General features: G+C 41.7%; 18 protein-coding genes. 10 read left to right on the forward strand and 8 right to left on the reverse strand.

The window, feature by feature from the left end; genetic code table 11:
* Positions 1-5: 5 nt before the first annotated feature.
* Positions 6-206: a hypothetical protein gene (locus MHH54_RS03630; RefSeq protein ID WP_003214492.1), complete on the reverse strand. Its 201-nt coding sequence runs from the start codon at positions 204-206 to the stop codon at positions 6-8.
* 113 nt (positions 207-319) lie between these two features.
* Between MHH54_RS03630 and MHH54_RS03635 the strand changes: the two genes are divergently transcribed.
* A complete protein-coding gene (locus MHH54_RS03635; RefSeq protein WP_003214027.1) occupies positions 320-967 on the forward strand; it encodes a DUF3885 domain-containing protein in 648 nt (215 codons plus the stop codon).
* A 32-nt stretch (positions 968-999) separates the two neighbouring features.
* Here the strand turns inward: MHH54_RS03635 and MHH54_RS03640 are convergent, their stop codons facing one another.
* Positions 1000-2328 (reverse strand): 6-phospho-beta-glucosidase, encoded by a 1329-nt coding sequence (locus MHH54_RS03640; protein ID WP_342500707.1) that lies wholly within the window; start codon positions 2326-2328, stop codon positions 1000-1002.
* Between the two features lie 199 nt (positions 2329-2527).
* On the opposite strand from MHH54_RS03640, the gene MHH54_RS03645 reads away from it, so the two are divergent.
* On the forward strand, positions 2528-3259 hold the full coding sequence (locus tag MHH54_RS03645; RefSeq protein WP_342500708.1) for a MurR/RpiR family transcriptional regulator: 732 nt from the start codon (positions 2528-2530) through the stop codon (positions 3257-3259).
* 17 nt (positions 3260-3276) lie between these two features.
* Here the strand turns inward: MHH54_RS03645 and MHH54_RS03650 are convergent, their stop codons facing one another.
* Positions 3277-4476, reverse strand: coding sequence for an MFS transporter (locus MHH54_RS03650; RefSeq protein ID WP_106032783.1), 1200 nt, complete (start codon positions 4474-4476; stop codon positions 3277-3279).
* A 145-nt stretch (positions 4477-4621) separates the two neighbouring features.
* Here MHH54_RS03650 and MHH54_RS03655 point away from each other — a divergent pair, with 145 nt between their 5' ends.
* A complete protein-coding gene (locus MHH54_RS03655; RefSeq protein ID WP_106032782.1) occupies positions 4622-5101 on the forward strand; it encodes a YbaK/EbsC family protein in 480 nt (159 codons plus the stop codon).
* 33 nt (positions 5102-5134) lie between these two features.
* Here the strand turns inward: MHH54_RS03655 and MHH54_RS03660 are convergent, their stop codons facing one another.
* A complete protein-coding gene (locus tag MHH54_RS03660) occupies positions 5135-6043 on the reverse strand; it encodes a LysR family transcriptional regulator (protein WP_342500709.1) in 909 nt (302 codons plus the stop codon).
* Between the two features lie 103 nt (positions 6044-6146).
* Here MHH54_RS03660 and MHH54_RS03665 point away from each other — a divergent pair, with 103 nt between their 5' ends.
* On the forward strand, positions 6147-7346 hold the full coding sequence (locus MHH54_RS03665; RefSeq protein ID WP_003214222.1) for an MFS transporter: 1200 nt from the start codon (positions 6147-6149) through the stop codon (positions 7344-7346).
* Between the two features lie 64 nt (positions 7347-7410).
* On the opposite strand, the gene MHH54_RS03670 is transcribed toward MHH54_RS03665, so the two are convergent.
* A complete protein-coding gene (locus MHH54_RS03670) occupies positions 7411-8490 on the reverse strand; it encodes a DUF3900 domain-containing protein (protein ID WP_335356203.1) in 1080 nt (359 codons plus the stop codon).
* A gap of 198 nt (positions 8491-8688) precedes the next feature.
* Positions 8689-8838 carry a DUF1540 domain-containing protein gene (locus MHH54_RS03675; RefSeq protein ID WP_003213883.1) on the reverse strand — a complete coding sequence of 50 codons (150 nt, stop codon included), beginning with the start codon at positions 8836-8838 and terminating at the stop codon, positions 8689-8691.
* Between the two features lie 356 nt (positions 8839-9194).
* On the opposite strand from MHH54_RS03675, the gene rfbF reads away from it, so the two are divergent.
* From rfbF to MHH54_RS03700, 5 genes are read left to right on the forward strand one after another with little or no spacing between them, the layout of a single operon-like run.
* Positions 9195-9959, forward strand: coding sequence for a glucose-1-phosphate cytidylyltransferase (gene rfbF, locus MHH54_RS03680; RefSeq protein WP_003214374.1), 765 nt, complete (start codon positions 9195-9197; stop codon positions 9957-9959).
* 4 nt (positions 9960-9963) lie between these two features.
* Entirely contained in the window at positions 9964-10935 is a 972-nt protein-coding gene (locus MHH54_RS03685; protein WP_041816148.1) for a GDP-mannose 4,6-dehydratase, read from the forward strand.
* Positions 10936-10947: 12 nt separating this feature from the next.
* On the forward strand, positions 10948-11859 hold the full coding sequence (locus MHH54_RS03690; protein ID WP_003214380.1) for a putative nucleotide-diphospho-sugar transferase: 912 nt from the start codon (positions 10948-10950) through the stop codon (positions 11857-11859).
* Complete coding sequence (locus tag MHH54_RS03695; protein ID WP_342500710.1) at positions 11856-13046, forward strand: glycosyltransferase family 2 protein; 1191 nt, start codon at positions 11856-11858, stop codon at positions 13044-13046. The genes MHH54_RS03690 and MHH54_RS03695 overlap by 4 nt, the downstream gene beginning before the upstream one ends.
* Positions 13047-13976, forward strand: coding sequence for a putative nucleotide-diphospho-sugar transferase (locus tag MHH54_RS03700; RefSeq protein ID WP_003214097.1), 930 nt, complete (start codon positions 13047-13049; stop codon positions 13974-13976).
* A gap of 35 nt (positions 13977-14011) precedes the next feature.
* Here MHH54_RS03700 and MHH54_RS03705 read toward each other — a convergent pair whose 3' ends face one another.
* Both MHH54_RS03705 and MHH54_RS03710 read right to left on the reverse strand, forming a co-directional pair.
* Positions 14012-15250, reverse strand: a complete 1239-nt coding sequence (locus MHH54_RS03705; protein ID WP_003214287.1) for an MFS transporter — start codon at positions 15248-15250, stop codon at positions 14012-14014.
* A 134-nt stretch (positions 15251-15384) separates the two neighbouring features.
* Positions 15385-17424 (reverse strand): penicillin-binding transpeptidase domain-containing protein, encoded by a 2040-nt coding sequence (locus tag MHH54_RS03710; RefSeq protein ID WP_003214243.1) that lies wholly within the window; start codon positions 17422-17424, stop codon positions 15385-15387.
* 573 nt (positions 17425-17997) lie between these two features.
* Between MHH54_RS03710 and MHH54_RS03715 the strand changes: the two genes are divergently transcribed.
* Positions 17998-18960, forward strand: coding sequence for a YafY family protein (locus MHH54_RS03715; protein WP_003214399.1), 963 nt, complete (start codon positions 17998-18000; stop codon positions 18958-18960).
* The last annotated feature ends 69 nt before the right edge of the window (positions 18961-19029 follow it).

Here is a 19029-nt window from a genome sequence, read left to right on the forward strand (position 1 = left end):
GATGTTTAGCGATGAACGGTTTTCCGTTTTACTAAAATGTGAGCTGTCCATTCAAAAAGTGCGTAGATGACAAAGAAGATCAGGATCCAGCTGCTGGCATCGACCCATACATTAGTGATATGAATGATGTTCGCCTGATCAAGTCCAGTCTGTATCCACATGGTGATCAATGCTGTGAGGAACACCTGTAAAAACCATTTTTTCAATTGGTCACACCTCCATCTCTTTCTATCATATAAGAAATGACAGTTTATTTCCAATTGTTTTCCTGTATGTTTCAACGGTAAAATGAAATATAAAACGAGTGAAAGGAAAGCAAATGAGTGATCAAACAAATATGTTTCTAAAAAATCATTTTCCTCATCTTGTCCTCACGCCGCCTCTTTTTTATGGGTGGCCTATTGGGCTTCGGTTTGAAGTGGCAGATTGGTCATTAGGAAAAAAATCGATTGTATTAGAAAAAGCGGGAGATCGTGCTTTAGAGATTGTGAAATATGCTTTTGATCCAGAAGACGAGATGCTGCTTGTAACGGATGTGTATACAGAACATGAACATGAATTAACGAAGCGTAAGCTCTTGGTTTATCAAAAATATGTCAATCGGAAAATGCGTTACCGATTGCGTCATAAGCTTTTGACCTATGAACACCCAGAAATAGAAGAGAGCATGAAGTTAGAGCGGTTTACAATCAACTGCCGTCTGCGAGATATTCGGTTGCGCCCTTTGCTTCATGCGATGTGCCAAGAAGATTTTTTTACACCAAATCAGATTTTGAAGGGAAAACTGGGGTATGAAATCTATCTTATCAATCTCTCAAAACAGATGATTTTTCACTTATATGATGATCGAGGCTGTGATCTCATTGCGGCAGAGCCAGAGCGTTTAAGACCAGTCTATGAAGGCTTACAGCACTGGCTATTAGACTATGATCGCCCTAAGATGGACCGCCTGTTTGCAGCCAAATAAAAAACCGCACTTTTGACAAGTGCGGTTCTGTTTTATGCTTCTACTTTATTGAAGAACTGTGGTAAATATTCTTTGTGTGCTTCTAGCATTTCATCTAGGATGCTTTTTGCAATGGCATCTGATGGGACGAGCGGGTTGATCGTCATTGCGACAAGTGCTGTGTTGTAATCGCCTGTCACGGCTGCTTCAGCGGCAACACGTTCAAAGGATTTAATTTGAGAAATAAGTCCTTTGACTGCGACTGGCATTTCGCCAACAGCAATTGGTTTAGGGCCGTCTTTTGTGATGACACAGTTCAGTTCAACAGCAGAATCATTTGGAATGTCACTGATGGCACCATTGTTGATCGTGTTCACAGGCTGAATGTCATGCTTGTCGTTATAAATGGATGCAATCAAGTTACAAGCCGCATCACTGTAGTAGGCACCGCCTCGTTTTTCAAGCTGTGGTGGCTTGATATCAAGATCAGGGTCTTTGTACAGCTCGAACAAGTCATTTTCTAGTGCACGTACGACTTCTGCACGAGTGCCCTCATTCTCTGCTGCTTTCTTTTCTTCAGCCAGCATGTCACTTGTTTTGTAGTAGTAGCGGTGATATGGACATGGAATCACGCCAAGCCCTTTTAAGAAATCAGCATCCCACGGAATGGCATGAATGTTGTTCATCGACATCGTGGAGTTTGGATCTGCCATGTCTTCGATGACTTGATCCATGATACTTTTGCCATCTAAGAATACATTGAGTCCAAAGACCATATGGTTCAATCCAGCAAAGCTGACCTCGACTCTGCTTGCGTCGACATCAAGCCCTTTGGCAATTCCCATGCGAATGCCGATTGGCACGTTGCATAGTCCAACGACTTTGCGATGGTTTGAATAGCGAAGTACGGCTTCTGTAACCATACCCGCTGGATTTGTGAAGTTCACAAGCCATGCGTTTGGGCACAGTTCTTCAATATCTTTCACAATATCAAGAATGACTGGAATGGTGCGAAGCCCTTTGAATAGACCTCCTGGACCATTCGTTTCTTGACCAATGACATCATATTTTAAAGGAATGCGTTCATCCTTCATACGTGCTTCAAGAAGTCCGACACGGAATTGTGTTGTGACGAAATCAGCGCCCGCAAGCGCTTTCCGGCGATCTAATGTTAAATGAACCTCGATTGGAAGTCCTGACTTTTTCACCATTCGTTTTGCAAGATCTCCGACGATTTCAAGCTTTTCTTTTCCCGCTTCAATATCGACAAGCCAAAGCTCGCTAATCGGAAATTCATCGTACCGTTTAATAAATCCTTCTACAAGCTCTGGTGTATAGCTTGATCCTCCGCCAATTGTGACAACCTTTAATCCTTTTGCCATGTTCTGCACCTCCGAATAATGTAACGCGCAATGTTATAATAGAGAAAAGCCAATTCTTTTGTTTGTACATCTATAGCTTATCGTGAGAGCATCTCGTGCGTAAATGACTTCAGCGTCTTTAGGCAAGGGTGCCCTATTTAGAGATTTGTTACATAAAAGAAACACAATGTGACATGCTGTTGGAGAAAGGGGAAGTCAGATGTTTTCAAGTGAGGTTATTTCCAGCTTTAATGAACTAGAAAGCGCTTTATACCGATACATCATGGAAAACAGTGAAAAGGTCGTGTATATGAGAATTCGGGACTTAGCAGATGCTGCCCATATATCCACCTCGTCTGTCCTTCGCTTTTGCCGAAAAGTGAATTGTGAAGGCTTTTCAGAGTTTAAAGTGAAGCTTAAAATGTATTTAGAAGCAGAGCAGACACCTACTTTAAAAAGCACCCAGCACTTTCTATATGAATTTATTGAAAGAACATTAAAGGGAGACTTTGAGGGGAAAATTAAGGAGGCAGCGAAGCTCATTGCTGAGGCAAAAAATGTGCTGTTTATCGGGACTGGCAGTTCTGGCATTTTGGCGCAGTATGGGGCGAGGTACTTTTCAAGTCTTGAGAAATTTTCATTTTACATCAATGATCCGTTTTTCCCGATGAATATGCAGTATTTAGACAATAGTGTCACTATTGTGCTGTCTGTATCAGGGGAGAACAGTATTACGATTGATCATATTTCAAAGTTAAAAAGGGAAGGCAGCACAATCATTAGTATTACGAATAACCAGCACTGCACGATTTCGCGCATTTCAGATTTAAATATTGCCTACTACGTCACAGATGAGCGGGTACACAGAGCCAATATCACCACACAGACGCCAGTTGTGTATATTTTAGAAGCAATGGCCCGTGACATGTTCGCGATGTTAAAAGAAAAGTAAAAGAGCCGCTGCATGAATCAGCTGCTCTCTTTTTTCTGCTTCATAAAAGAAAGGATGGCAATACCAGAACAGACGAGCACAAACAGACCGCCTAGCAAATACACAGACCTCGCCCCATATGCATCCGCAATCAATCCAACAAAGAAAATAGATAAACCGACAGATACAGAAGAAAGGACGTAATGAGCCGAGTACACCTTTGATAAATCTTGGACAGGTGTTTCCGTTTGAAGAATGGTTTGCTGCGAAACATCACGAATTTGATAAGCAGGCCCCATCAAAATACAAAGCAGCAAAGCAAGCCAAGGCAGGCTGTTCAGTGAATAGACAATAGTCAGCACTGCATAAATGAATGACCCAGCTGCCATAAAGAGAAGAAGCTGCTTTTGAATGAACCGGCTTATCCACGCAGCCAAGAGCCCGCCTAGAATGGCGCCGGTATAATAAGCGGCATTGATAAATCCCCACCAATCCTCACTTTCGTTTAAATCTTGTGTGACAAAGGCAAGCGTAATTGCCCCAATCCACACAGCGCCTGCTATATTTTCACACACATCCATAAAGGTCAGGGTGCGAATTGTTTTATTTGTCCAAATGATCGTCCAGCCATCCTTGAAACTGTTCATCTTATTTGCTTTTCGAACGGTGTCTTCTTGCTTAAGAAGAGGAAATAAAGGGATGAAAAATAAATAAGACAACACAATCATCAAACAAGTGATCCACATTAAATAAAAGGGACCAATGAACAGAACGAGCATTCCAGTAAACGAATAGCCGGCAATTTGAACCGTTTGTTGAAAAATGGAGGCTGTACTGTTCGCTTTCACAAGCTGATTTTCTGGCACAAGCATCGGCATGATGGCCTGCAATAAAGGGCTAATGAACCCGCCTGTGATGGAAATGAGAATGAGCGCACCAAACAGCCAAATCATATGCTGCTGAAAGAAATGAAATTGAGCTGTAAACACGATGAGCATCCCAAGACGTAAAAGCGGGACCCATTTCAACAGCCGGCCCGCTTGATAGTGATCTGCCAAAACAGGAGAGATGAGCCCAGCTAATAGCTGGCATAGCGTTCTTATTAACGGAAATAAAGCCGCATACGCAACAGATTGTGTATCTTGATAGATCACAAATGTGATCGTCATGACAAATAGAATATCACTTAGCATGAGAAGGCTTTTACTGCCTGTATAGTACCAAAACTTGTTTCCCATATCCAACCGGCTCCTTTTCAAAAACAAGTTCAGTATAGCATGGTGAAGAAGGACCCAGTGGCTTTTCATTGAAAAATACATCTTAAGGATGAGAGGATTGTGATAAGCTAAATGAAAGACATCGTAAGGAAAGGGGTTCAAATCAATGAAAGTACTGCCAGCACATGAATTCTTGAATCAGCACAGCATCCCATATGAGATCAAAACATTTTCTTCCGAAACAGAGAAGGGAGCCGCAAATGTAGCAGCAGCCCTTGGTTTTCGTGAGAGACAAATGATTAAGACATTGATTTTTGAAACAGGGGAAGGAGAGCAGCTGCTTGTGATGGTTGGCGCTGACCAGCATATTAAGTCAGGGAAACTAAAGAAAGCGGCTGGCTCTCGTAATATTAAAATGGCATCACCAGAGAAGGTTCTAGAAGTGACAGGCTACCGAATTGGCTCAATACCGCCGTTTTGCTGGCAGCCAGAAGGCTTCCGCACCATCATCGAAGCTTCGCTATTAGAGGAGGAAATATTAGGCGTTGGAGCAGGTGAATGGGGAAATGAAATACTGATCACACCAGAACAATTAGTGAAAGCCTCAAAGGCTGTACCGTATGACATCGTGCAGCCAGCAGAATAGAAAAAAGTGCCTGTTTCTCATGCAGGCACCTTTTTAATTTGCAGCCGGCTCCTTAAATGGACCGATATCTTTCATTTGCAGGAAGGCATCCACGGTTCTATTTTCTTCAAGGTCATTCGCCCGTTTGCAGATCACAACAGGTCTGACGATTTCTATGCCTTCGATATATACACGCCCAATCTCTTTCCGCTTGAGACTGCCTTGAACCGCATCACGGGGAACAAGTGTGATCCCATAGCCAGCTTTAATCATTTGAATCGCTTCATGAACACCGCTGAATTGTAAATCAACAGTCGGTTTTTTAATTCCTTTCGAGGTGAACAGGGAAAAGAGCTTATCTCTAGTGGAGCTGCCTTCTTCACGCATTAAAAAGGGCTCCTGACTCAGGCGCTCTAGCGGAACGGTTTTTCCGTTCAACAGATGGTCTGCTGGCACAATAAAATCATAGCATAAATTCGTCAAATGAGAGGTAACGATCTCCTCATGATGCAAATCTTCAATTACAGCGATGGCGACATCTGATTCATATTGAAGCAGGCTCTCTATCACTTGAGCGGAATTTCCGCTTTTTAATTCGATTTCTGACTGTGGTGATGACGTTTTAAAAGCAGCCAGCCAATCAGGCAGTAAAAAGTTGAGTGGTACATAGGTAGAACCGATGCGGAGGCGCCCCTTCTTCCCGTTTTGTAATAGCGTGATCTGATATTCTACTTCCTTTTCAGCCTCAAACACTTGCCGGGCATAAGGATACAGCATCTTTCCCATTTCTGTGAGCGCAATGCCCCGACCGTTTCGTTTAAAAAGGCGAAACCCGATCTCTCGTTCAATGCTTCTAAGCTGAGCCGTCACAGCTGGCTGTGTCAAAGATAGTGCGTCGGCAGTTTGTGTGACGCTTTTTGTCTCTGCGACCTTTGCAAAAATCCGAAGGGCATGTAAATTCAACTTCGCACCACCTATCAATTATTTTGATAAAACAATCAAAAACATTCATTAGATTTATTATAAGGCATCCCTTATCGTAAAGGTAGCGAAGGGGGAAGAAAAAATGGATCGTCGTCAAAAGCAAGTTGTGTCAATATCGCTCATCACAGCATTTGCACTTATTGGGGATTCAATGCTCTATATTGTTCTCCCGGTCTATTGGAAAGAGATTGGTTTATCATCCATTTGGGAGGTCGGGTTACTGCTGTCCATCAACCGATTCATTCGTATCCCGCTAGCACCTGTCGTATGGTGGCTCTATCGCTATATCCCAATGAAGACGGGTGTATTGATCGCGATTTTGATCGCGTCAGTGACCACGATATTATATGGGATGAGCGGCTTTTGGCTGCTGCTTATCTGCCGCTGCGCATGGGGTCTCGCTTGGACATTACTCCGAATGAGCGGGATGAGGGTTTTGGCTGAAATGGACGAAGGCTCACAAGGACATTTGACGGGGCTTTATAATGGGCTTTACCGGCTTGGCAGTTTATTTGGCATGTTATTTGGCGGAATCTTTGCTAGCTTGATCGGCTTCCAGTCCATGACGCTAGTCTTTGGTTTACTTACATTGATGGGATGCATTTTTTATGTATCGTTGGATGAAATTGAAAAGAGAGAAGGCACGCAGGTGTATCATGGCATCAAACAAAAGTGGTTTACACGAGATGTTGTAAAAGTACTGATAACAGGCATGCTGATCGCACTGATCATTCAAGGTTTATTCGCATCCACGCTGAGTCATGTCATTGAAGCAAAGATTGACCAGGATCAATTGACTCTGTTTGGCTTTGTCATCGGAGCTTCGGCTTTAAGCGGTGTGATTCAAGCAATTAGGTGGGGATGGGAACCATTTGTAGCACCGAGAACGGGCAAATGGTTTGATCGGCTTGTGATGAAGGAACGAATGCTATGCTGGATGTTTCTTTCATTTGGAGGGCTCAGTTTTCTTGGGGTCATGCTGAAGGTAAGCGGCTGGTTCCTATTGATGCTGCTTTTGATTCAGCTGCTGGCAACGATTGTAACAACGTTCACCGATACACTTGCCTTTCAAAAAGCCTCTGCTCAAACAGATAAGAACCGCTTTCTCGCCAGCTATTCTTTTGTTCAAGATATGGGGGCTGCTTTAGGGCCTTTGTGCGGGTATACATTGATTCAGTTTTTCGGAACAAACAGCGTCTTTTGGTTGATGCTCATCATAAGCTTAATGCTTGTCAGCATGTGGATAAGAGGCGGGCAGCATGTTTCTTCTAGTGCAGTGTAAAAAATAAAGCGTCATATAAAAAAACTGCCTCATGCAGCTGATCGCAGGAGGCAGTCATATTCTCTTATTCTAAGTCTGAATCGTAGGCTTTTTGCGTGAGCTGGCTGACAACCTCTTTTAATCCATTTGGTTTATGGAATTCTACAGGTGTGCTTCCTTTTTCGAAGACAATTTGGTCTGCTTCGACGAGCACGACATATCGATTGTTGACCTTCGCAATATGGATCGAGTGGCCAAAGTCCGCTAGAAGCCCTTTGATTTCTGTTTCACCTAGACGCATTTTCATTGTGATATCAGGGGTTTGTTCCACAATGTGAGAAGCTGCTAGTGTGACCTGTTCTGTATCGAGTGTTTCTCTAATTTCTCGTTTTTCACTCGCTTCCCATACTTCAAGATCCTCTTCGAACTGCTTTAATTCTTCACTTTCATCCTGTAATGTTTCAAATACTTGTTCCTGCACCATGTTCATAACCTGTGATTTCATGATTTCAGGCATAGATTCTCCGTATTCGACGAATTTCAGAAAGTCCTCAAAATAACGAGCATGTGAGGATTGGTGAATTTTCACTTCAGCTTCCTCTGTCATGCCCTCTTCTGGCATAAAAGGGTATTGAATTGATTTCATGTTTTTTGTTGTAATAGCCATTTCTACTTTTTTGATCAAGGTAGATGTATCAGCGATAGAAGCAACTTTCTGTTCAAAATCGCATTTCATAATAAAGACAAAGGAGTCATCGAAGTACTTTTTAGGAACGGCAGACGCAACTAAAAAAACGCCGCCTCTGACAGCACTTGTATCTAAATACGTGCGAACAAACTGTTCACTGCATTCATTAAATACTTCTTTTGTATCGGCAAATCTCGTCTGATGAAATAAATTGTAGTTTGGATTTGAATCGAGTTCATGACCGGGTTCGACAATGAACCGGCCAATTTTGGTTGGTACTTGTTCAGATTTAGGGTGTCTGTCCACTTTTCGTTTGACGATTTTTTTTAGCTCACCATCTAAAAAGTCCTTCAGCTCACTTTGTTCAAATTCCTCTTGATCTAATGTTTGATAATGCTTGAACCGTTTATTTGCTTGTTCATCTTTGCCTTCGATTTCTACGACAAAGAATGATAGAAAACGTATCGTAAAATCCATTGATTGGTCACCACTTTTTCTTCTTCGGATATGTTGAGTATAGAAAAAGGAGTGAAAATCGTCAACGAATGGAGAAATATCGTGTCATTATTTCCCGAGAAATGTTTAATGAAAAACACTTGATAATAATTATCATTCTTGATAGAATGATAAAAGAAAAGAAGGAACCTGCTAGTTCCTTCATCTCAGAAAAATCACTTATTTTGTTTCAAATGTTTCGCAATCAGTTTCAGCATTGCGAGTCACATCAGTCATTGTGTTTTTACCAATTTTAATGGTAGAAGCTGTACAGCTGTTATCCGCCCAAAAACGGCAAGAGTTCACTTCACAAAGTACGTTTTGTGCCATGGGAATTCACCTCCGTGATTCATATTGAGAATGAAGCAAGCTGCCACTTGAATTCATTCCATCTAGTAGTCTCTTGATAAAAAGAGGCTGTTTGTGCTGTTGATGCACATGTTTATCATACCATCTACCCTGATAATATACAATTTAAACTTTGAAAGAGCGAGAATACAAATCTCGCTCTTTTTTTATTTGTAAAAATAGTTAAATGCTAGGTGGCACCCTCTCTCATTTCGACATATGAATAGAGTAGATTCAAAACCTGATGTCGGACAAAGTATGAGGGTACATGTACTGATTTTTCGCATAAAGATAAGGTTTTCAATCAAAAATTTTTCATAGAGAGATGAGGGGAGAAGATGAAAGCAGTCATTCTCTGCGGAGGAAAGGGAACGAGAATGAGTGAGGTCACACAAGCGCTTCCTAAACCACTTGCTATGATCGGAGATCGGCCTATTCTATGGCATATTATGAAAATCTATCAGTATTACGGAGTAGATGAGTTTATCTTATTGCTTGGATATAAAGGAGAGAAGATCAAAGAGTATTTCCTGAACTACGACTGGCGGCATCACAGCATGAAGCTAGATATGGCGACAGGGGAGATGAAACTTTTAGGAAAGTCAGAGAACTGGAAAATCACTTTTTTAGATACAGGCGAGAATACGATGACAGGCGGACGGTTAAAGCAGGCACAGGACTTCATTGGGGATGAGACATTTATGATGACGTATGGTGATGGACTTGCCAATGTCAATATGTTTCATCTGCTGAAGCGTCATCAGGATCTTGGGGCAGCTGCGACTGTCACAGGAATTGAAAAGAAGTCACAGTACGGGACGTTGAAGGTATATAACGGGATGGCACAATCCTTCTCTGAGAAGACAGACAGTATCGGGATGATCAATGGAGGATTTTTTGTGTTGTCTCCAAAGGTATTTGACTATTTGACAGACGATGATCAATGCGTGTTTGAAGCGGAGCCTCTTCAAAATCTGGCGAATGATGGAGAGCTTGCGGTTTATGAGCACCACGGATTTTGGACAGCGATCGATACGTATAAGAACCTGAAGGAAATCAATGGCATGTGGACAAATGGAAAACAACCATGGAAGGTTTGGTGACGGCATGAGCGGATTTTGGAATGGGAAAAACGTATTTGTGACTGGATGTACAGGACTATTGGGAAGCTATCTCGTCAAGGAATTGATTGATCAAGGGGCAAACGTGACGGGACTTGTGCGTGATCAGGTGCCTCGATCGAATCTATATCAAGGCAGTCAATTTGAAAAGATGAATGTGGTACAAGGTGCATTGGAGGATATGCAAACGATTGAACGTGCGTTAGGAGAATACGAAATTGATACCGTCTTCCATTTGGCGGCGCAGGCCATTGTTGGGGTTGCAAATAGACACCCTGTTTCTACATTTGAAGCCAATATTTTAGGGACATGGAATGTACTCGAGGCTTGCAGAAGACAGCCGCTGATCAAACGAGTCATCGTAGCATCAAGTGATAAAGCATACGGCGATCAGGAGCAGCTTCCATACGATGAAGACATGCCGTTAAATGGGAAACATCCGTATGATGTATCAAAGAGCTGTGCAGATTTAATTTCTCACACGTATTACAACACTTATGGTCTTCCAGTTTGTATTACGCGCTGCGGCAATTTATACGGGGGCGGGGATTTAAATTTCAACAGAATCATTCCGCAAACCATCCAGCTTGTGCTAGAAGGAGAAGCGCCTGAAATTAGAAGTGATGGGACATTTATTCGTGATTATTTCTACATTGAAGATGCGGTTAAGGCTTATTTGCTGCTAGCTGAGAAGATGGAGGAAAAAGGGCTCGCTGGAGAAGCCTTTAACTTTAGTAATGAAATTCAGCTGACGGTTCTTGAACTCGTGGATAAGATTTTAAAGGCAATGGGCAGTGAACTGAAGCCTCGTATTTTAAACCAAGGAACGCATGAGATAAAGCATCAATATTTGTCGGCAGAAAAGGCGAGAAAGCTGCTTGATTGGAAGCCAGACTACTCGATTGATGAAGGTTTAGAGAAGACGATTGAATGGTACCGCGAATTCTTTCAAAAATAGAGGTGTTAGTAGATGAACAGCATATATTGTACGGTTCTATCAAGTGGAAGACTTTATCAAGCCATTGCGTTTTTCTTGTCATTGAAGCAAGTAGAAGATGATGCTGTCATCAAGACGTTATGTATGGATGATGCTGCATTTGATCTGCTTCATCAAATGAATTTTCCTCATGTTGATCTTGTTCATGTACGGGAGCTCGAAACGCCGGAGCTGCTGGAGAAAAAAGAGGAACGGGATGCCTCGGAATATTGCTGGACATTAAAACCGATGTGGATTGAGTGGTTATTTGAACAGGAGCAGGCAGAAGGAGTAACCTATCTTGATGCGGATTTATTTTTTTATGAGAGCCCGCAAGTGATTTTTCAACATCAGCCGGATGCCTCTGTTTTACTTTCGAGAGGGGATATTGTGATTCCGAGCTTCGATCCTGAGGAAGTGAAAATGCTTCAGAAGCTTTTAGGTCGCTATAACTCTGGCTTCCTGCATTTTAAAGGAGATAAAGCCGGACGAAAATGCCTCAGCTGGTGGAAGGAAGAATGCTTGAAGGAATGCAAAAATGCACCGGGAGAAGGCAAGTTTGGAGATCAAGGATATCTCGATCATATGCCGAAGCTGTTTGAAAAAGTGGAGGATATTCAAACAAAAGGCGTGAATATTGGTCATTGGAACTATGGGCAGCATTCCTATCGGGAAGAAAATGGACGGATTTTGCTGGAGGATGGGCATCCGCTCATTTGCTATCATTTCAGCGGCTTTCGCATCGTGAGCAAGGATGAGATGCAGCAAATTCATGAAAAAGGGAGAGATGATCTGCCGTTTTTCCAAGAAGCCTATCGAAACGTGCTGCGCCATGTGATTGAATCTGTTGAGCAGGTCGATCCGCTGTTTAACGGCTATGCCAAATTGGAGGAGGATGACGCATGAATGAGAAGCCAAAGGTAAGCGTCATTATTCCGAGCTATAATGCCAAGGAGCGTTTAGAAGGGAGTCTTTTTTCCTTAACGCTTCAGGATACGAATATTCCGTTTGAGGTCATTGTCACTGATAATGGGTCAACGGACGGCACGATGGAAATGCTTGAGAACATTGAGGTGAATTTCCCGTTTAAAAAGGTGCGTATTCCTGTCAATCAAGGGATAGCCAAGGGGCGCAATCATGCCATTCGCGAGGCGGAGGGAGACCTGCTGATATTCCATGACAGCGATATGCTGGCAGAGCCGCAATTTATTCAAAAGCATGCGGAGGCACATGCTGATCATGAGGACCTTGTCATTTGTGGTGTATGCTGGAAGCGGATTTATCGTTATTTTTACGAAGCATTTGATCAGGATCATATCAATCGGTTGAAAAAGCAAGGCCTGTATAAGCGGAAAATGAATGATAAAACGCCTCTTTTATCAATGAAGGAAGTTGAAAATGGTGCATTTCTAGAGAAAAGCTTCGATTTGCAGTCTGAGTTTATTGATATCCTCAAAGACATTTTGCGCACGTACAACTATGATTTAGGCTCTTATGAGCTGCCGTGGCGATTTTTTATTACGAATAACTCCTCTGTCAAACGCAAGCATGTCATCGCGCTCGGGATGTTTGATGAACAGATCGTTCGGTACGGGTTTGAGGATTATGATTTAGGAATTCGTCTGCATCAGCTTGGTCTCTCCTTTGAATTGCGAGAGGATATCATGAGCGTGCATCAGGAGCATCCAAGTAATTTAACGTCATTTGATGACATCAAATATAACATTTTGTATATGTGCGAGAAGTACAACAATATTGATGCCATTGATGTCCATTTGGCTTTCTCTGGTCCATTTTCTCACACCATCACAAATGACATTGTAAAAGAAGTCCGGCAGCTGCGTGATAATCCGGTATTCGATGGTCTGCTCTCTTATTTTTTAGAGCTGCTTCATTTGATCACGGAGCGGAACGTAGGCGTCAAACGCGATAAAAAAGATCAGCTGACCGCTAGACATGTCCCTTTGAAAAAACTGTCCGAGGCAGCGCAGCTTGCGCGGCAGGAATATGGCTGCACAGTGGTTGTAGAAGCCATTCAAGGGCTGACAAAAGAGTTATTACGCGTTGATTTGTTTCAAGTGGATGTGTTGTAGATGGCGTCTTATCATTTTACAACCATTGTGTCGAATACACATGTTTTTAAGCTTTTGGCGCTGATTCATTCGCTTGAACAAACCGCTCATTCATTCAAGTTGTCTGTTCTATGTGCAGACCCTTTGGCTTACAAGGTGTTAAGTGAATTTCCTCATCCGCACGTTAAATATGAACAGCTTGAAGATATTGAAGATGAGACGCTGCGAGAGGCAAAGGATGATCGGACGTTCCATGAGTATTGCTGGACGTTAAAGCCCGTTTTTTTGCTCAAAATCCTTGAGTCCTCAGAAGCGGATTATCTCGCCCATTTGGATACGGATTTGTATTTTTATCATGATCCAGAGGCGATATTTGCAGAGAATCCACTCGCTCATTTATTTTTGACGGATCATATGAATTCCAAGCGGTTCTATCACTTTTATGAGTTATCTGGCCGCTTCAATACTGGATTTGTCGGCTGCCGCAACACAGACGTTGCCAAACGGGCGGTCACACAATGGAAGGAAAACTGTCTTGCACACTGTACAGTCGAAATGGATACAAAAAATAAGACGTATGGAGATCAGCGGTATGTTGAAAGATGGATCGATGATTTTGAAGGGGTCCATGTGGTGACATCTAAAGGAGCCAATGCCGCGATTTGGAATATTGAAAACTACAAGCTTTCAGTTGTGAAAGGGGAAATGTATCTCGACGAATGTCCACTCTTGTTCTATCATTTTTCTGCCTTTACGATCATTGATGAGAATACCTTTAATCTGAATTGGTATTACTATATGACAGAACAAAAGCTTGTGGATCATCTATATATTCCATATGCCGATTTGGTTCATCAAAAAATCAAACAGGTGCAAAAGGTCTTTCCGGAATTCCAGCAAGGGTTTATTGCAAAGAAGCATGTACCTGATACGCATTTTTATGAGATATGAAAAAACCGCTCAATCACTGAGCGGTTTTCTCCTTTTTATGATTCATTCCATTTGGAGATGGTTTGATCGCTAGGTAGTAAGAATGCAAGGATGCCTAATATCGGTAAAAAGGCGACTCCGATCATGGTAGGCGTTAAACCGAAGGCATCAATGAATGAGCCTAGAGCGACCGATCCGATTGCACCCATACCAAACGCAAGTCCAACCGTTAAACCAGACATTGTGCCAATTTTCCCGGGAAATAGTTCTTGAGCATAAACGACTGTGACAGAGAAGCTTGACGTCAGAATGACTCCAATCAGTCCAAGTAAAACATAGGCAAAAACAGGTCCGGCAAATGGCAGCAGCAAGGCAAGTGGAAAGGATGCCAATAAGGAAATTAAAATCACCGTTTTCTTGCCGAAGCGGTCTGCAAGCGGTCCGCCTAAAAATGTCCCAATTGCACCTAGAATGAGAAATAAGAAAATATAAGTCTGTGATTCTTTAATCGTCAATCCATATTGTTCAATCGCATAAAACGCATAGAAATTTGATATCGCATTCCCATACCAAGAGCGGGCAAAGATGAGAAAGACGATAATGCCAAGTGCTGTGAGTGCTGACTTACGGTGAAGTTCAGATCTTGCAGCTTTTGCTGGAGCTTTTTTCGCTTGAGCTCGAATGGTTTGAAGTCTTCCTGCGTACCATCTTGAAATATAAAGAAGGAAACCGACAGCCATCATTCCAACAATCGTAAACCAAGCCACGCCTGGCTGACCGAGAGGGACGAGCATTAAAGCAGCGATCAGCGGAGCAAAGGCTTGACCTGTATTTCCGCCTACTTGATAGATGGATTGTGCAAGTCCTCGTCTTGGACCAGCTGCCATGTTGGCAACGCGGGAACCCTCTGGATGAAAAATGGCAGAGCCGAGTCCGATAAAGACAACGCAAAGCAAGATGGTGGCAAAGGAAGGCGCAAACGCAAGCCCGAATATACCGACAGCACTAGAAAATAAAGCAACCGGGAGTGCATAAGGCATCGGCCTTTTATCTGTGTACCACCCAATAGCGGGCTGCATCACGGAGGAGACCATATTTAATGTAAAGGCAATCAGCCCTAATTGTGTAAAGGTCAGCCCCATTGAGCGTTCTAAAATAGGGAACATGGCAGGAATAACGGCTTGCAAAGTGTCATTGAGCATATGGCAAATGCCAATAATCAATAAAATGGGATAAACCGTTGATCCAGTGACAGAATTTTGAGGTTTATCCTTTGTACGAGCAGCAATAGCCAATGAGACTTCCTCCTTTCATTCAACTGTTTTCTATTTTGCATTCTTCTCATTTTATTCATAAGGTGAACTATAAAACAATAGCAAATTGTCATGATTTAGTAAAAAGAGACACAAGCGCTTGTGTCTCTAAATGGTTACTTATAAAAAGTTGCGATGACAGGCTTCATTTTTTGAATGACGAGTCCACTACCACCGCGATTTTTTACACCTTCAATCATGCCGACGAGGACGTAATCTTCTTTTTTAGGATTAAATGCAAGTAAAAATCCATTTTCAGAACCGTCTGTCGCTCCTTGTTTGCTCTTCAGCTCTGCCGTTCCTGTTTTAGCGGCAATATCAGCTCCTTCAATTTGTAAGGAGTGAGCTGTACCGTTTGGACTCGTCACGACCTGAGTGAGCGCGTCTTTCACTGTATTTGCCGAGTCTTCTTTGATGATTTGTTTTGGTGATGCTGTTTTCTCATCTTGAACGACTCGAGGGTAGACCAGCTTGCCTCCAGTTGCAAATGGAGAATAGGCATGTACTTGTTCAATCGGTGACATGAGTAATTCGCCTTGCCCATATGCCGAGTCAGCAAGTAAGATGTCCGATTGAATGCCGTCGTTCGATACTTGTGCTGGTTTCATTGTAAATGGCATGTGCAAATCTTCGCCAAACCCAAATAATTTCACTTTTTTCTCATAGGTATCTTTGCCAATTTCCAGTGCTTCCTGTCCGAAGTAAATATTATCTGAGTACACGAGGGCATCAACCATATTTACGTTTTCTTTATCGTGAACCCGTGTAATTCGATAATTGCCCCAAGATTGATCCTTTTGCCATTTCAGGCCATGAATGGTGCGTACTTTATTAGGCTTTGTGACACCTGTTTCCAGACCGATGGCTGCTGTAATGGTTTTGAATGTAGACCCTGGTGCATACCGGCTCGCATACCGGGCTTGGAATGGGAGATCTGGGTTTTCACTGTATGCCTGATATTGCTTAGGTGTGATCCCGTTTGTCATAAGATTGACATCATAGGAAGGGGTGCTGACAAGCGCTAATAGATCCCCTGATGATGGATTCATGATGGTGACGGCTCCTTTTTCACCTTTCAGCTGTTCATAGGCTTTTTTCTGTAAAGAAGCATCAATGGTCAGCTTCACTGTTTTTCCATCTTGTCGATCTGATTTTTGCAATGTTTCTTCAATGCCTGTTTCATCATGTACGATCAAAATGCTTCCGCCATCTTGTCCACGTAAGTTTTTGTCAAATGTGAATTCAAGGCCGGTTTTGCCGATGATTTGATCTGCTTTTAATGCCGGATTTCTTTTGATATCATCTGCATTTGCTTTTCCGACATAGCCGGTGAGATGGGCGGCGGCTTCGTTATAAGGATAGTAACGCATTTCCTTCGATTGATAGGTGACGCCTTTTATATCCTTTGGAATCGGTTTCTGTTCTAACATTGATTTGAGCGGGACAAACGTGTCGTCTGTGACCCATGCTTGTTTCAACTGATTGTCGATTAGTTCTTCATCTATATCAAATGCTTTGCTGATTTTTTTGATATTGTGTTCTTTTTCTTCCCCTGTGCCAAGCTTTCCAGGGATGATGCCAAGTGCGCTTCCGCCAGTTGTTTCTGCTAGGGTACGCCCTTTTCGGTCGACGATATTTCCACGGACAGCAGGGTCTGATTTGACTTTGATGGTATCTCCCTTCTCCATTTGCGGGAAGATGAGATTTGGCTTCCAGTCGACTTTCCATTTATCATCTTCTTCTGAGAGAACGCCCTTGTAAGATAGCTTGTGCAGCTTGCCAAATGACGTTTTCATTGTCACATCATAGGAAAATTGATACCCATTTCCTTTGTCCTGTTTTTCGACGTTGAGCTTTGATATGCTTAGGTCATAAGCACCAATTCCATTGAAGATATTGTCGTATTTGTCGGCTAGTTGTTTTTTTGAGAAGTCATTGGCTTTCAAAGACGCACTCGTTACCTCATCAGCCAGCTTTGTAAAGTCTTTCTTCTCCATTTGTTTTGTAAAGGATTGAGCCGCTTTTAAAGCTTCTTTTTCTTTTGAGAAAAGAGAATCTTTTAAGAAAAAGAAAGCAGCAGCAACTACGATGATACTAAGAATGGGAATCATGACTTTTTTCTGTTTCCAAAATGATTTTCGTTGATCCGTATACAATGAAAACACCTCAATTTTTGATTAGATCCTCTATATTTTACAGTGATTTGTCGTGATTTGTATAGTTTCTCATAGAAACCTAGCGAAATAGATAAGAAAAACGACCTGTGATTTGCCGTTTAGGATACCCAATTTTATTAAAAAAATCTAAATCCTCAATTGAGGAAAAAGGTGAAATCATTTATGGTCCAGACCTAGCCTTGTATTACTCACCTTAAAAAGACAAATTTTAAATTATTAAAAGATATGTAGCTAGATATCAGAAGATAATGCCCTACAGCGAGTTCTTAATTTACGGTTATGACGGGTGTAAGCCAATTAGAACGTGATCTTATCCGTATACGACAGCATGAAGGAATTAAACTGGTTAGGAAGTAAGAGAAGCTTATAGGTCGACTAAAGAAGTGTCGTGATGCAGTAAAGCTTAATAAAGAGAGGAATATGATTGTAAATTAAATGTGTGAAATGACAAATGTGTGTATAGTTTCAATATATAGAAAGCTGTCGGAAAGGAATAGTTGATGGATTGTACCGGAAATTGTATAAATAAATCTCATATAAAGGAGGTATTATATGCCTAAAGTTGACAACCTGTTAGCCATCCTATGGATGCTTCGCTCAGATAAAAAAATAACTGCAAAACAAATTTCAGAAAAGTTAGAGATGAATATAAGAACTGTTTATCGTTATATTGATACACTTTCAACGAGTGGTGTACCTATCATTTCAGAACCAGGACATAACGGTGGCTATCGTTTATTGAACAATTTTATAGAGGCTCCTCTATTTTTTGATTTTGAGGAGCAAATTTCACTATTTCACGCTGCTGTTTTTGCAGAAGATGCGGGATATTATGGAGGTGAAGCGCTCCAAAGAGCCCTCTCAAAACTTAGTAAACACTCAAATCAAGAGCAAGAAACAAAGGTAAACCAACATATAACTAGTCTTGAAGTAATAAGTCGAACCAGTTCAATCTCTTTGGAACCTTCTCTGAAAAAGTTGGAAAAGGCGATAGCAGCCGCGAACACGGTGAAAATTCTTTACCATAAAAGTGGAGAAAAGCAATTACATCATAGATGTGTCGATCCATACAGAATGATCTATTGGAATAATAAGTGGTATGTGATTGGATTTTGTCATCTTAGGAATGATATGCGCAGTTTTAGAGTAGATCGAATTGAAAGTCTAATGGTGACTGAAAATCAGTTTGACCAGCAAGAAAATTTTTCAGCACGTGACTTTTTTATAAACAGTCTCCTACCAACTTTAGAAGATAAGGAAGAGATTATTTCTTTGGTGATTCATGGGGATAAAAATGTATTGGCTGATATTTGCCAACATTGGTTTTTAGGACATTATTTACAAGAACGGAATTCACATCAAGCAGTTTTTCTTCTTCCAAAAGATATGATACATACATATGTACCTTATTTACTTTTACCTTACAATAAATCTATTAAAGTTGTTGAGCCAATCAGTCTTAAAAAAAGAATGATTGAAGTTTTGTCGGATTTAATAAAATTTTACCAAGTATGATAACTTCCCTGACGTTAACTGTCAGGGAAGTTATTTTATAATCGCTATATCAACTGTGATTGGAGCGTG

The sequence above is a fragment of the Bacillus sp. FSL K6-4563 genome (assembly GCF_038630405.1).
Lineage (GTDB): Bacteria > Bacillota > Bacilli > Bacillales > Bacillaceae > Bacillus > Bacillus pumilus.